The following is a 14,803-nucleotide window of genomic DNA, read 5'->3' as shown; positions in this document are numbered from 1 at the left end:
GCCGCGTCGTCGCTCGCCATCGGCCCTCCCCTCGCCCTGCCCTCACCCGTGCCGCGCCCGTGGTGGCGGCGGCGTCCACAGCCCGCGCTCGGAGCCCCGTCCGGCAGCCTCGTCCGGTCCTGCCGTCCCTTCCGGCTCGTCCGGTCCCGCCCCGTCCGGGAACCGGACTAGCTGAGGACCTGGGCCTCCGTGACGCGACCACGGTAGTTGCCGTCCGTGGAGAGCGGGAGTTCGGTGAGCCATACCAGGACGTAGCGCGTCTTGATCGGCTTCTTCGCCTTCAGGGTGAGGTGCTCCCCCGACCCGCTGGTGACCTTGCTGAACTGTCCCAGGGACGTGGGCATGCTGCCGACGTCGCTGGGCGCGGCGAGGAAGTCGGCCGAGGTCTTCCCGATGAAGTCGACCTTGAGGGTGCTCACCTGCTGGACCTTGCCCAGGTCGAGGATGAGCCCGGCACCGGGCTTCAGATTGCCGAAGTCGGCGTGCCCGTAGTAGTTGCGGGTCCGCCAGTAGGTGTTGGGCTTGCCGTCGATCGCCTCCCGCGTCTGGCGCGGGTTCTCCGAGCCGTCGCCCTGCGGCGGCGGATCGAAGTCCTTGGCGTCCTCGATCTTGACGGGCCTGCCGGTGGGCGCGGGGGCTTCGTGCACCTGGACCTGCTTGGAGCCCCTCTTCTCGCCCGGGTCGCCCTTCAGCAGCGCGTCGGCGACCTGCCAGCTGCCCAGCCCCAGCGCGGCGATCAGCAGCGCGGAGACGCCCCACTTGAGGACCTTGCCGGTACGGCCCGGCAGGGCGGGGGGTGCCGGGGGCTCGGCGCCCGGCCTGGCCGGCGGAACCCCGGCCGCCGCGCCCGCGGCGCCGGGCCCCTTCTGGAAGGAGGGGCGCTGGTAGACGGGCGGAGCGGTGAAGGCCGGCTCCGGCGGCCGGATGCGGGGCAGCGCGGAGACCGCCTTGGCCAGTTCTTCCGGGGTGGCGCAGGGCTGCTCCTGGCGGGAGGCGGTGGCGCCGTCGTTGACCAGGGCCCGCATCGCCAGGGTGGACAGGCCCCGGTGGATCCCCGCGCGCACCTGCTCCGGCGCCGGGAGGGTGCCCAGGTCCAGCGAGCCGACCCCCGGGAGCCCGTGCGCGCCCTCCTCGTACGGCCAGCGCTGGGTGAGCGCCGCGTACAGCAGGGCGCCGATGGCCTCGGTGTCGTCACGCTGCGGGTGCTCGCTGGTGACCCCGCGCAGGGCCGCGTTCACCGCCAGCCCGCGGATGCGGTACTGGCCCATGCCGGTGCGCAGCACGCAGCTGGGGTTCAGCCGCAGATGCGCCAGCCCCTCGCGGTGCGCCGCGCTCAGCGCCTGGGAGAGCTGGCTGACGAGCTGGTACGCCTCGTGCGGTTCCAGGGGGCCGGTGGCGAGCAGCTCGCTGAGCGGCACGGCGTCGGGCAGCCACTCGTGGACGACGTAGACGAGATCGTCCTCCTCGACCGCGTCGAGGACCTGGACGAAGCGGGGGTCGCCGAGCAGCGCCGCCGAGCGGGCGGCGGAGAGCACCTGGCGGGCGCGGGAGTGGCCCGCGGGCAGCACGTGGACGCCGACGGCCCGGCGCAGCTTCTCGTCGACGGCGCGCCAGCTGCTGAACCCGTCGAGGCGCGTGACGCACTCCTCCAGGCGGTAGCGCCGGGCGAGCTTGTGGCCGCTGTGCAGCTCGGGGACGCGCACCTCGGCGGGCGGCTGTGCGGAGCGCTCACGGGAGCCGCCGTCGCCGCTCCCGTTCTTACTGCCGCCTTTGTCTTCCTTGCCGCTGCCCTTGGCGTCCTTGGCGCCGTCCTTCTCGTCCTTGGCACCGTCCGTGCCGCCGTCCTTGGCGCCCTCGGAGTCCTCGCTGTCGCGCTTGGCCTTCTTGTCGTCCTTGGCGCTCTTATCGCCCTTATCGCCCTTGGCGTCCTTCCCGGTGCCGCCGCTGTCCTCGGCGCTCTTCCCGGCACTGCCCTTGGCGCTGTTCTCCGCGGTGCCCTTGGCGGCGGCGCCGTCGGCGCCCGTACTCGTCCCCTTGGTGCCCTTGTTCTCTCGGCTGTTCTCGCGGCGGCCCTTGTCCTCGGCGTGGGTTCCGGCGCTGTCGGAGGCGGGGGCGGCAGAGGCGGAGGTGACGGGGCTGTCGGCGGGGGCGTCGTAGGCGTCGTCGTCGGAGCCCTCCTCGGACGCGTCCTCGGCGTCCTCGTCGGTGGAGCCGTCCGGGCCCTGGGAGGCGTCCGCCGCATGGTCGTCGATCCGCTTGTCCTCGGTGGTCCTTTCGGGCGGGGTGGCTCTCGGCCGGGAGGCCGGGCGTGTGGAGCCGGAGGGGGCGGCCGGGGGCTCCGTGAATGCGGGAGTCCCGGCGCCGCGGCTGTGTCCGTTCGTCGCGTCCGTCGCACCGTCGCCCGTGGCCCCGTCCTGCTGGGCGGTCAGCGGCTCGCCGTTCTCGCCGCTGGTCTCGGCCACGCCGACAGCGGCTGTGCTCCGTTCCGCCACCGTCGTTCCTGCCTCCCCATCCGTAACGCCGCTCCCCTGGAAACGGCCGAAAACAATTGTGCCTACACCTCTCCGCTATGCACGACACGCGGGGGCGAATGATGGTTGTATACGCCGGTTTCCCGCCCGAGTTCTCACCGGCCGAGTCTGGCGCGCACCATGCCGAGCATCGCCGTCATCTCCGCGATCCGCATGCGCTTCGCCGCTAGGACGAAAACCACGGCCAAAACGATCCCTCCGCCCAGCAGCGCGGCGAGGGACCCGGCGATGCCGCTGCCCAGGACACGGGTGATGCCCCAGGCGGCGGCGCCCGAGGCCAGCGTCGCCGGGATGCTGGCGCCCGCCAGCCGGGTGTACGTCCGCACCACGTGCCGTCCGTCGAGGTCGCCGCCGAGCCGGTTGCGCAGGCGGCGCCAGGCGACGCCGACGCCGATGATGTAGGCGAGTCCGTAGGAGGCGGCCATGCCGACCACCGCCCACTCGGTGGGGAGCACGAGGTAGCAGGCCGCGCAGGCGGCGGCGTTGACGGCGGCGACGATGACGGTGTTGAAGAACGGGGTGCGGGTGTCCTCGTACGCGTAGAAGGCGCGCAGCACGACGTACTGCACGGAGTACGGGATCAGTCCGACGCCGAAGGCCATCAGCATGTAGCCGACCGAGCGGGCCGAGCCGATGCCGGAGGAGCCGTAGATCAGCGTGCACATGGGGATGCCCAGGGCGACGAAGCCGAAGGCGATGGGCACGATGGCGACGGCGGAGTTGCGCAGCCCCTGGGAGATGTCGTCCCGCACGGCGCCGGTGTCGCCGTCGGCGGCGGAGCGGGAGAGCCGGGGCAGCAGCGCGGCCATCACCGAGACGGTGATGATCGACTGCGGCATCGACCAGATGAGCTGCGCGTTGCTGTAGGCCAGGTAGGAGCCCGAGTCGCCGCCCTTGGCGGCGACCGCGGTGGACAGGTTGGAGACGACCAGGACGCCCGCCTGGTTGGCGAGCACGAACAGGGTCGTCCACTTGGCGAGCCGGGCGGACTTGCCGAGCCCGTGTCCGCGCCAGTCGAAGCGCGGGCGGATGCGGAAGCCGACGGCCCGCAGGTACGGGATCATCGCCAGCGCCTGTACCACCAGGCCCAGCAGCGTGCTCACGCCCAGCAGCCGCACGCCCTCGTCCGGGATGGTGGAGACGGTCAGGTGCGAGTCGCCGGAGAAGCCGTAGACGGCGATGAACATGCCGATGCCGGCGATGATCACGATGTTGTTGAGCACCGGCGTCCACATCATGGCGCCGAAGCGGCCCCGGGCGTTGAGGATCTGCCCCATCACCACGTGGATGCCCATGAAGAAGATGGAGGGGACGCAGTAGCGGACGAAGGCGACCGCGACGCTGTCGGCCTGCGGGTTGCTGGCGATGGGGTACGACATCACCCGCACCAGGAGCGGGGCGGCGAAGACGGCGAGCACGGCGAGGCCGCCGAGGATGACCGTGACGAGGGTCAGCAGCCGGTTGGCGAACGCCTCGCCGCCGTCGTCGTCCTCCTTCATCGCCCGCACCAGCTGCGGGACGAAGACCGAGTTGAGGCCGCCGCCGACGGTGAGGATGTAGATCATCGTGGGCAGCGTGATGGCCAGCTGGTAGGAGTCGCCGAGCAGGCCGACGCCGCCGAGCGCGGCGACGATCAGCGCGGACTTTATGAAGCCGGTCAGGCGGGAGACCATCGTGCCCGCCGCCATGATGGCGCTGGACTTGAGGAGCCCTCCCCCGCGCCCCTTGCCGGCGGCCGGCGCCGGGGCGGCTTCGGCGGGGGCCTCCTTGGGGACGACGGTGCCGAGGTTCACGGTCTGGGCCGACGGCTCCTCGGCCGCCCCGGGCGCCCCCGGCTCCGGCGGATACGGCGGGGGAGGCTGCGTGGGCGCCGGGTGGAACGCGGGCTGCTGGTGGTGGCCCTGCGGGCCGTGGTGCTGGTCGTGGCTCCCGCCCTGCGGCTGCTGCTGAGGGTGCTGAGCGTGGTGAGGGTGCTGCGAGTGCTGGGGCTGCCGCGGGTGTGCGTACTGCTGCGGCTGCTGCGGCTGGTGGGGTCCGGGCTGCTGGGGCGGGTGGGGCCGCTCGGGGTGGCCCTGGTCCCGGTAGAGGTGGGCGAAGGCGTCGCCCTGCTGCGGGGCCTGGGGCACCTGGGGCGTCCGGGGTGACTGCGGGGCCGGGGCCTGGGGCGGCGCCTGGAACTCCTGGACGGAGCCCTGGGGGGCGGGGGCGTACTGCTCCGGGTACGGCTGCTGCTCCGGGTACTGCTGCTGCGGGTACGGCTGCTGCTCGGGGTACCGCTCCCCCTGGTACCGCGGCCACGCCTGCGTCTCCTGGGCGGAGGGGTCGCGCTCCTCGTGCGGGTCACGGGCGTACGGGTCGCGGGCATACGTCTCCCGCGCGTACGGGTCCTCCGGCTGCCCGGAGCCGTCACCGGGGGTCCGGCCCCGGTCGCCGCCATACGGCGCGTTCATCGTCGCTACCTACCCCTGCCCCTGCTCGCCCGGATGACTCAACGGTCCACTTTCTCACCCGTGGCGGGGGGGTTGTCGCTTTCCCGTACGGTGTCGCGCTCGTCACGGTCCGCCTCGGACCGGCCCTCCGAGCCGCCCCGCGTGCCATCCGCGTCCGCGTTCCCGTTCGCGTCCCCGTCGTCGGAGCCGTCGGCGTCCTGGCCGCCGTCCGGACCATCCGGGCCCTCGGGACCGTCCGGGCCCTCCGGCTGCTCCAGCGGGGCGTCCGGGTCGGGGGCCGGGCCCGAGCGCTTGCGCTGGGTGTACATCCGGATGCCCGCCAGCACGATCAGCAGCACGCCTCCAGCGATCACCAGCAGCACCGTGGAGGTGATGGAGGTGACGTTGACCTGGAACTTCATCACCTTGCCGTAGCGATCGCCGTCCTCCGTGTAGAGCTGGGCGTAGACGTAGGCGCGGCCGTTGTTCTTGGCGGTGGTGTCGAACTTGAGGGACTGGGTGTGCTCGCCGTCGACCTTGACCCGCTTGGGGTCGCCCACATCCAGGCCCACCCGGCTGGAGCGCAGCTCCAGGACGAGCCCGTCCACACCCTGGGCGAGGTTGTTCTGGACGGTGACCGGGATGGTGGCCTCACGGCCGGAGAGGGTGATGTCCGACTTCTTGATGAGCTTGACCGCGCCCCGCAGCTCCAGCAGATAGTCCTCCACCGAGTCGCGGTAGCCGCGCGCGGCGCGGGCCTCGCCGCGCCAGGCGTTGGAGACCTCACGGTCTATGGCGGTGCTGAACGGCGGCATCACCCGCCCGGTGTCGCTGAGGATCGCCATGAAGTCGTCGAGCCCGTCCTTCGTCTTGCGCACCTGCTCGAAGGCGGCGGTGGGCAGCTCCGTGCGGCGCAGCGACGCCGGGTAGGAGGACGGCGAGGGCATCCGGCGCTGAGCGCGCGGGTCCGGCTTGGCCCGGGTGGTGTCGGCCAGGCTGCTGGTACGGGACCAGCCGCTGTCGCTCACCGCCTCGATGCCGGCCGCCATCGCCTGCGCCTGGGAGACGCTCGGCATGCGCTGCGGGGCGACCAGGACGCTGCGCGTGCGGGAGGGCGCCTGCTTGGCCAGCGCGAGGGACTGCGCCAGGAACTGCTGCACGGCGCGTGAGGAGGCGCCGGCCCGCGACAGGTCGCCCTCGAAGGCGGTGGAGAGCCGCTCGTCGGCGACCAGCGCGGTGTTGCCGCTGCCGATGGGGCGGGCGGCGGTGGGGCTGTAGGAGAGCGCGGCGTCGCGGACGCTGTCGCTGCGGGCGATGACGTTGTGTGCCCCCGCCGAGGTGGCCACGTCCACGATGGAGGTGTCCACGGCGCCCTCGTAGGGCCACGCGTAGTCGGTGGTGGGCTTCACCTGGAGCACCGTCTCCACCGTGCGCCTGGCCAGCGTGGTGGCCTGGCCCAGCGAGCTGAGGGCGCCCCGGACGGTGGTGCCGCGGTGGGCGAGCGAGGCCAGGTCCGGGTCGGCGAACGGGAGGGCGACGACCTCCTTGCCGCGGACCGCCTTCTGCAGGTCGGCGAGCCAGCGCTGCGCGTACTCCTGGCCCTTGCCGGGGACGGTCTCGTCCGGGTCGCCGCCGCTCTTGTGCACCCGGTAGCGGCCCGCCATGAAGTCGACGCTCGCCAGCAGGTCGGGGTCGATCACCCAGGTGACGTCCAGGTCCTTGCCGAGTTCCAGCATCTGCTGGAGGCGTCCGCCGGGGGCCAGCTCGTCGACCAGCGAGTCGTCCCGGAAGACCGGGGTCTGCTGCTTGTCGGACAGGGTGCGCGCCGTGACGTGCGGGGTGGAGATCAGCGGCCACAGGTAGGTGAGCCGGGTGGTGGGGCGGCCGCCCTCCTGCCAGGGCAGGAAGGTGCGTCCCATGCCGAGGACCTGGTCGTAGGGGTGGGTGCGGGTCCGGCCGGTGAGGGAGACGCCGAGCTGGTAGACGCCGTCGGCGCCCAGGTGCAGATCACTGACGGGGATCTTGAGCGTGAACGAGCGGGTGATGCCGGAGGCGAGGCCGGGGAGCCGCACGCCGTGGCCGCCGGAGACCTCGGTGCCGTCGGCGCCGGAGAGGTAGCCCTGCCGGCGGGCGGCCTGCTCGATGGCGCTGCGGGAGCCGAGGGAGGGGCCGATGCGGGGGGTGAGCCGCAGCTGGGTCAGCGCGGCGCCGCTGGTGTTGGTGACGGTGCCGCTGACGGTGAGGGTGTCGCCCTCGCCGGGCACGGCGGGGGTGACCTCGTTCACCGAGATGCGGGCGCTGCGGGAGCCGGTGCCCTGGGGGGCCGAGGCGGCGGCCGGGGCCGCCGAGGCCGGGGCATCGGCCGGGACCGCCGCGCCGGCGGGCGCCGGGAGGAGCAGTCCCGCGAGGGCGGGGAGTGCGGCGAGGAGGAGCACCGCGGCGCGGCGCCTCCAGCGGTTCGTCCCCCTCCGGCCAGGGGGAGCCTGACTCTCAGCCGCCTCGGCCACGCGCTCGTCCATCCCGTCGTCTGTCGTCGTCGCTTGGTGCTGGGTGGTGGTGCAAGGGGTCGTGCCGTTCTGACGCGGACCCACGGGGCTCCGATCAGATCCCTGATGGTAACGATGCCTCACGGGCGGAAGTGCCGCGCCGTCCACTACATGATCACCAGTGTTCCCGTACCCGATCACCGGTGCGCCCGGTCACCGTCCGCCATGGGCTCGGGCGCGCGCCCGGGGGGTGGGGCAACGTACCCTGTGCTGCTGTGCCGAACGCCAAGAGTGACAGCCAGGACCAGCCCCCCGCCGTGCCCGCGGCGCCTTCCGCGAGCCGTCCGGCGGCCGAGCCGCTGAGCGAGGCGCAGCGCCGTGCCGTGAGCGAGCTGCTACGGGTCTCGCCGGTGGCGGACGAGCTCGCGCGCCGCTTCCGGGAGGCCGGGTTCCACCTCGCCCTCGTCGGCGGTTCGGTGCGCGACGCCCTGCTGGGCCGGCTCGGCAACGATCTGGATTTCACCACCGACGCCCGTCCCGAGGACGTGCTGGCGCTCGTGCGGCCGTGGGCGGACGCCGTGTGGGAGGTGGGCATCGCCTTCGGCACCGTGGGGATCAAGAAATCCGACTTTGTCCTCGAAGTGACGACGTATCGGTCGGAGGTGTACGACCGCACTTCCCGCAAGCCCGAGGTCTCCTACGGCGACACCATCGAGGACGATCTCGTCCGCCGCGACTTCACGGTCAACGCGATGGCCGTCGCCCTGCCCGAGAAGCAGTTCGTCGATCCGCACGGCGGCCTGGAGGACCTGGCGGCCCGCCGGCTGCGGACACCGGGCACGCCGCACGACTCGTTCTCCGACGATCCGCTGCGGATGATGCGCGCCGCACGCTTCGCCGCCCAGCTCGACTTCGATGTCGCGCCTGAGGTCGTCGCCGCCATGACGGAGATGGCGGACCGCATCGAGATCGTCTCGGCGGAGCGGGTGCGGGACGAGCTGAACAAGCTGCTGCTGGGCCGGTGGCCTCGCAAGGGGCTGCGGCTGCTGGTGGAGACCGGACTCGCCGCGCGGGTGCTGCCGGAGCTGCCGGCGCTGCGGCTGGAGCGGGACGAGCACCACCGGCACAAGGACGTCTACGAGCACTCGCTGACCGTGCTGGACCAGGCCATCGACCTGGAGGACGACGGCCCCGATCTGACGCTGCGGCTGGCGGCGCTGCTGCACGACATCGGCAAGCCGAGGACCCGCCGGTTCGAGAAGGACGGCCGGGTCTCCTTCCACCACCACGAGGTGGTGGGCGCCAAGATGGCGAAGAAGCGCATGACCGCGCTCAAGTACCCCGGGGAGATGGTCAAGGACGTCTCCCGGCTGGTGGAGCTGCATCTGCGCTTCCACGGGTACGGCACCGGCGAGTGGACGGACTCGGCGGTGCGCCGCTATGTCCGGGACGCCGGCCCGCTGCTGGACCGGCTGCACAAGCTGACGCGGTCGGACTGCACGACGCGCAACAAGCGCAAGGCCCAGGCGCTTTCCCGCGCCTACGACGGTCTGGAGGAGCGGATCGCGCGCCTCCAGGAACAGGAGGAGCTGGACGCGATCCGGCCCGACCTCGACGGCAACGAGATCATGCGCGAGCTGGGCATCAGGCCCGGCCCGGAGGTCGGGCGCGCGTACAAGCACCTGCTGGAGCTGCGGCTGGAGCACGGTCCGCTGGGGCACGACGCCGCCGTGGCGGAGCTCAAGAAGTGGTGGGCCCGGCAGCAGGAGGGCTGACCCGCCCGCTCGTCCCGTCCGGGCCGGGTTTCCCGGGCGTCGGTGTTTCACGTGAAACGTGGAAGAGGGCGGCGGCGAGGGCCGCGTACAGCACGGCCACCGACGTCACGATGACGGCGGAGCGCCCGTCGGGGGGCAGTATCAGTGCGGCGACTCCGGCGGCTCCCACGTAGGCGACGTTGTAGAGCATGTCGTAGAGGGAGAAGACCCGGCCGCGGAAGGTGTCGTCCACCGCGGTCTGGACGACGGTGTCGGTGGCGATCTTCGCGGCCTGGGTGACCAGCCCGAGGACGAAGGCCGCGACCAGTACCGGCCCCGGTGCGAAGGACAGCCCCAGCGCGGGTTCCAGTACCGCGGCGGCACCCGCGCACAGGGCCATCCATCCGAAGACCCCCGTCCGGCGTGCGGCGGCGGGGGTGACGACCGCGGCGGTGAAGAAGCCGAGCCCCGAGAGGCCGAGCGCGAGGCCCAGCAGTCCCAGCCCCCCGTCGGCCGCGCCGCTGTCGTTCCACGCGTACCGGCACAGCATCAGCACCGTCACCGTCAGCGCCCCGTAGCAGAAGCGCATCAGGGTCACGGAGCCCAGGGCGTACGCCGCCGTCCGGCGTGCGGCGAGGTGGCGTACCCCCGCCAGCAGGCCCCGCGCGGTGCCGGCGACGGCGGCCAGGACGCGGGGTTGCACGGCGGAGGGGTCGGGGCCGAGGAGGTCCTTGCCCATGCGCAGGGCGGCGAGCCCGCCCAGCAGGTACAGCAGCGCCCCCGTCAGCAGGACGAGGGCGTCGGAGCCGCGGCCCGCGCCGGGGGCCAGGGCGCGCACCACGAAGGCGACCCCGCCGCCGAGGGTCGCGGCGAGTGTGCCCGCGGTCGGGGAGAGGGAGTTGGCCAGCACGAGGCGCTCGCCGTCCACGACGCGGGGGAGGGAGGCCGACAGTCCGGCGAGGACGAAGCGGTTGACGGCGGTGACGGTGAGCGCGGAGAGGAAGACCAGCCACTCCGGGACGGCACCGAAGACGAACGCGGCGGTGAGGGCGGCGAGAGCGGTGCGCAGCAGGTTGCCGAGGAAGAGGACCTGCCTGCGCCGCCAGCGGTCCAGCAGGACACCGGCGAAGGGACCCAGCAGGGAGTAGGGCAGCAGCAGGACGGCCAGCGCGGAGGCGATCGCGGCGGGCGAGGTCTCCTTCTCGGGGGAGAAGACGACGTATGCGGCCAGTGCGACCTGGTAGACACCGTCGGCGAGCTGGGAGAGCAGGCGTACCGTCAGCAGCTTCCGGAATCCGGGGAAGCGGAGCAGGGTGCGCAGGTCACGGGCGACGGACATGGCTCCAGCCTCACACAGCCGCGTCCCGCTCCGGTGGTTTCACGTGAAACGTCGCGGCCGACGCCGTCACGCGGCGGCCCTCACTCCCGGGCCGCGCCCCAACGCACCCTGTGCCGCGTCCGGTTGGCGGTGGGCAGGGCCCGCTCGTGCGCGGGGGTGCGGGCGAACGCGCTGAGGGTGAAGGCATCGGGGGCCCGGTCCAGGACGCCGCCGCCGGGGTCGTCGGAGCCGTCGTTGCTGCGGACCGGGTCGTGTTCGGGGCGCAGCGCGTCGCGGACGATCACGGCGCACAGGTACAGGGTGCCCAACAGGTGGGCGGCGATGGTGAGTTGGTAGCCGTCCTCGGGGAGGCCCTGGTGCTTGTCACCGCTTCCCGTGTAGGCCAGGTACATCCAGATGCCCACGTAGTAGAGCGTCTCGCAGGACTGCCAGATGAGGAAGTCGCGCCATCGGGGCCGGGCCAGCGCCGCCAGCGGGATCAGCCACAGCACGTACTGCGGGGAGTAGACCTTGTTGGTCAGGACGAACAGGGCGACGACCAGGAAGGCGAGCTGGGCGAAGCGGGGCCGGCGGGGGGCGCACAGGGCGAGCGCGGCGATCCCCGCGCAGCCCACCGCCATCAGGATGATGGCGTAGACATTGGCCTCGTCGAACGCGCGGCCGGTCTGCTGCTGGATGATCAGCCACAGCGAGCCGAAGTCCACCGGGCGCTCCTGGCTGAAGGCGTAGAACTTCGCCCAGCCCGCCGGGGCCAGCACCATCACCGGCAGGTTCACCACGAGCCAGGCGGCTACGGTGCCGCCCGCAGCGCGTGCGAACGCGTTCCACCGCCCGGCCCGCCAGCACAGCACCAGCAGCGGTCCGAGCAGCAGGACGGGGTAGAGCTTGGCCGCCGTCGCCAGGCCGATCAGCACACCGGCCGCCAGTGGGCACGAGCGGGACCACAGCAGCATGCCGAGGGCGGTCAGGGCGACGGCCAGCAGGTCCCAGTTGACGGTGGCCGTCAGCGCGAGCCCGGGGGCGAGGGCGACGAGCATGCCGTCCCAGGGCCGGTTGCGGTGGGTGCGTACCGCGCAGACCACCAGGACGACCGCGCAGACCAGCAGCATCCCCGCGTTGACCAGCCAGTAGATCTGCTGGTCCTGCCGCAGCGAGTCCCCGCCGACGGTCAGGAAGGCGGCGATCTGCATGAACGCCCCTGTCAGCACGGGGTATTCGAGGTACTCCATACCGCCGGAGACACGGTCGGGGATGCGGTCGAGATAGGGGATGAGTCCGTCGGCGAAGCCGCGGCCGGTGTAGAGGTGCGGGATGTCGGAGTAGCAGGCGTGGACGTACTGCGCGGTCTGCCCGGAGAACCAGGCACCCTCCAGGCACGGCAGTTTCTGGAACATGCCGAGCAGGAACATCACCAGCGCGGCCACCAGCACCGTGCGGAGGGGGGTCCACCAGCCCGTGCCGTGCACGGCGCGCCGGCCCGCGCGCCCCCCGGCCACCTCGCTCGCCGCGGCCGCCACCTCGTCCTGGTCGGTGGGCCGTACAGGGGGTGCGGCGCTCTCGTCGGTGGGGGAGGGACCGGCGGGCCGCCGTGGCTGTTTCGGAGCGGGGGTCCGGTCGGTGGGGGCGCTCGTCATGGGGCACATCCTGCCGCACGCCGCCCACGGCCACCGCAACCGCCGGGTACGGGCCCGCCCGGCACGGCTCCGCCCTGGTACGGGAACGGCCCCCGGCTCGGAATCCGAGCCGGGGGCCGTGGGGCCACCGGGGGCCGTGGGGCAGCGCTCACTCCCTCCGGGAGCCGTGCGGGCCGCCGAAGATATGGCCCGGGTCTCCTGTGTCCCCGTCGTCTCCTGTGTCTCCGGTCTCCCCACCGGGACCGCCGCCGGGACCACCGTCGTCGCCGCCGGGACCACCGCCCGGCCCGCCGCCCGGATCGCCGTTGTCACCGTCGCACGAGTCGTCCAGCGGCGGACAGCTCGTCTTGCTCGACGTGGGCGAGTTCGACGGCGACTCGCTGGGCTTGTCCGACGGGGACTCGCTGGGCTCCTCCTTGGGCGGCGCGGTCGTGGAGGTGGACGTGCTCGGCGTCGGGTCCGGGCTCGCACCCGGGCCGTAGACCTTGTCCCCGATGGGCTCGGCCTTGGGGAACTTCATGACGGGCTTGCCCTTGAGGGCTTCCCGCATGTAGGCGGTCCAGATCTGTGCCGGGAAGGACGCACCGTGGATCTTCTCCTGGCCACCCGTACCGAACATCTTGAGGAACTTGCGGTCCTTGGCCTCGGCATTGTCGTCGATCCGCCACATGCCCACGGCCGTCGACAGCTGCGGGGTGTAGCCGACGAACCACGCCGACTTGTTGCCGTCCGTCGTACCCGTCTTGCCGGCCGCCGGGCGGCCCAGGTGTCTGGCCACCGAGCCCGTGCCGTGGTCGACGACGTCCGTGAGCACGTCAGTGACGTTGTTGGCCACCTGCCGGGAGAACGACCTCTTCTTCTGGCGCTCCGGCAGGGTGATCTTCTTGCCGTCCTGGTCGAGGACCTTCGTCACGGAGTACAGGTCCTGCTGCTCCCCCTGCGACGCGAAGGTGCCGTAGGCGCCGGCCATGCGGATCGCGCTGGGGGTCGAGATACCCAGGGAGAAGGACGGGCTGTCGGACTTGTTGAGGCTGGAGTTCAGCAGCCCGGCGTCCTCGGCGGCCTTGCGGACCGTCGGAATGCCCACGTCCATGCCCAGCTGGACGTAGGGGGTGTTCACCGAGTGGACCATGGCCTCACGCAGATTGATGCGGTAGTCCTCCGACGGTTTGCCGTAGCTCTCGTTGCCGTCGTTGGTCTGCCGCCAGATCTTGCCTTCCTCGTTCTTCCAGACCGTCCCGTCGTAGTTGCGGACCAGCAGCTTGTTGCGGCCGTCGTAGTAACTGCTGTCCGGGTTGACCAGGCGGCGCATGTCCGCGGACTGCTCCGCCGGCCCGGACCGGTCGCGCACCCCGTCCCGCATGGCGGAGGCCAGGACGAACGGCTTGAAGGTGGAGCCGACCGGCACACCGGTCTCATCCGCGTTGTTGGTGAAGTGCTTGATGTAGTCCTTGCCGCCGTACAAGGCCACGATCTTGCCGTCGCGCGGGTCGACCGACGCACCGCCGAACTGGACGTGGGTATCCAGTTTCGGGCGCTTCTTCGGGTCGATGTTCTTGTCGTAGATCTCGTTGACCGAGTCCCGCAGCGCGAACGTCCGCTTCTTGCTGAAGGTCGTGGTGATCTGGTAGCCGCCGCGGTTGAGCTGCTCGCGGGTGAGGACGTTGTTGTTGACCAGATACCGGTTGGCCAGGTCGATCAGATAGCCCTTCTGGCCCCGCTTGTCCATGGCCTTCTTCGGCGGCTTGATCTTCGGCAGGCCCTGCTTGATCAGTTCGTTCGCCTTCGACTCCGAGAGCATGTGGACCTCGACCTCGCGCCGGAGGACCGACCGCCACTTCTTCAGGGAGCGCTGCTCGTTCGCCTTCTGGTCGCCCTCGTAGGGGTCGTAGAGGGCGGCGCCGTTCAGCAGCGTCGTCAGATAGGCGCCCTCGGAGGCGTCGATCTTGGACACGTCCTTGCCGAAGTACGCCTGGGAGGCCGCCTGGACGCCGAAGGCGCCACGGCCGAAGTACGCCGTGTTGAGATACCCCTCCAGGATGTCCTTCTTGTCCATGGTCATACCGGCTTTGATCGAGATGAACAGCTCGGTGACCTTGCGCTTGATGGTCTGTTCCTGCGTCAGGTAGTTGTTCTTGACGAACTGCTGCGTGATCGTCGAGCCGCCCTGGGTGTCCCCGCCGGTGGCCATGTTGAAGGCCGCACGGGCGATGCCCACGGGGTCGACACCCGAGTCCTCCCAGAACGACGCGTTCTCCGAGGCGATCACGGCATTCTGCAGTTCTTTCGGCATCTGCTTCAGCGGAACGTTCTGCCGGTTCTTCTCGCCCTCGGCGCCGGCCACCGCGAGCCGCTCCCCGTTCGACCAGTAGTAGACGTTGGTCTGGGAGCGGGCGTCCGCCTTGGCCTGGTCGGGGACCTGGACCATCCACAGGATGATGCCGAAGGCGGCGAACATCAGTGTGAAGAAGCCGAGGCACATCCCGCCGACCAGCTTCCAGGACGGCACCCAGCGCCGCAGGCCGTACTTGCCCGCCCGCGGGTAGTCGATGAAGCGTTTGCGCTCCGGCCCACCGCGTCCGCGGCCCCGGCCACCGTGTCCGCGCCGGCCGGCCTGGGCGTTCGCCGCC

Annotated in this window: 6 protein-coding genes and 1 pseudogene; 1 reads left to right on the top strand and 6 read right to left on the bottom strand. The window is 71.9% G+C overall.

Features of this window, described 5'->3' with window-relative positions:
• Positions 1-167: 167 nt before the first annotated feature.
• From FM076_RS16465 to FM076_RS16455, 3 genes and pseudogenes are all read right to left on the bottom strand, one after another.
• A pseudogene (locus tag FM076_RS16465) lies at positions 168-1,880 on the bottom strand (protein kinase family protein); the annotation flags it as partial.
• A 746-nt stretch (positions 1,881-2,626) separates the two neighbouring features.
• Complete coding sequence (murJ, locus tag FM076_RS16460) at positions 2,627-4,981, bottom strand: murein biosynthesis integral membrane protein MurJ (RefSeq protein WP_173871522.1); 2,355 nt, start codon at positions 4,979-4,981, stop codon at positions 2,627-2,629.
• Positions 4,982-5,019: 38 nt separating this feature from the next.
• A complete protein-coding gene (locus tag FM076_RS16455) occupies positions 5,020-7,479 on the bottom strand; it encodes a DUF6049 family protein (RefSeq protein ID WP_173871520.1) in 2,460 nt (819 codons plus the stop codon).
• A gap of 284 nt (positions 7,480-7,763) precedes the next feature.
• On the opposite strand from FM076_RS16455, the gene FM076_RS16450 reads away from it, so the two are divergent.
• On the top strand, positions 7,764-9,221 hold the full coding sequence (locus tag FM076_RS16450) for a CCA tRNA nucleotidyltransferase (RefSeq protein WP_173874798.1): 1,458 nt from the start codon (positions 7,764-7,766) through the stop codon (positions 9,219-9,221).
• Here FM076_RS16450 and FM076_RS16445 read toward each other — a convergent pair.
• The 3 genes from FM076_RS16445 to FM076_RS16435 all read right to left on the bottom strand — a co-directional run.
• Positions 9,187-10,539 (bottom strand): MFS transporter, encoded by a 1,353-nt coding sequence (locus FM076_RS16445; RefSeq protein WP_173871518.1) that lies wholly within the window; start codon positions 10,537-10,539, stop codon positions 9,187-9,189. The genes FM076_RS16450 and FM076_RS16445 overlap by 35 nt on opposite strands.
• An 80-nt stretch (positions 10,540-10,619) precedes the next feature.
• On the bottom strand, positions 10,620-12,182 hold the full coding sequence (locus FM076_RS16440; protein ID WP_428814883.1) for a glycosyltransferase family 87 protein: 1,563 nt from the start codon (positions 12,180-12,182) through the stop codon (positions 10,620-10,622).
• Positions 12,183-12,321: 139 nt separating this feature from the next.
• Positions 12,322-14,803 (bottom strand): transglycosylase domain-containing protein (locus FM076_RS16435; RefSeq protein WP_243274535.1); only part of this gene is annotated, 2,482 nt, incomplete at its 5' end.

Origin of the sequence: Streptomyces albus subsp. chlorinus (genome assembly GCF_013302895.1) — a bacterium.
GTDB lineage: Bacteria > Actinomycetota > Actinomycetes > Streptomycetales > Streptomycetaceae > Streptomyces > Streptomyces chlorinus.
This window is presented reverse-complemented; position numbering and strand designations above follow the sequence as displayed.

Bases quoted from the DNA above. Each gene is read 5' to 3' on its own strand.
- FM076_RS16445 (WP_173871518.1), bottom strand. From the start codon at position 10,539: ATGTCCGTCGCCCGTGACCTGCGCACCCTGCTCCGCTTCCCCGGATTC.
- FM076_RS16440 (WP_428814883.1), bottom strand. From the start codon at position 12,182: ATGTGCCCCATGACGAGCGCCCCCACCGACCGGACCCCCGCTCCGAAA.
- murJ (WP_173871522.1), bottom strand. From the start codon at position 4,981: ATGAACGCGCCGTATGGCGGCGACCGGGGCCGGACCCCCGGTGACGGC.
- FM076_RS16455 (WP_173871520.1), bottom strand. From the start codon at position 7,479: ATGGACGAGCGCGTGGCCGAGGCGGCTGAGAGTCAGGCTCCCCCTGGC.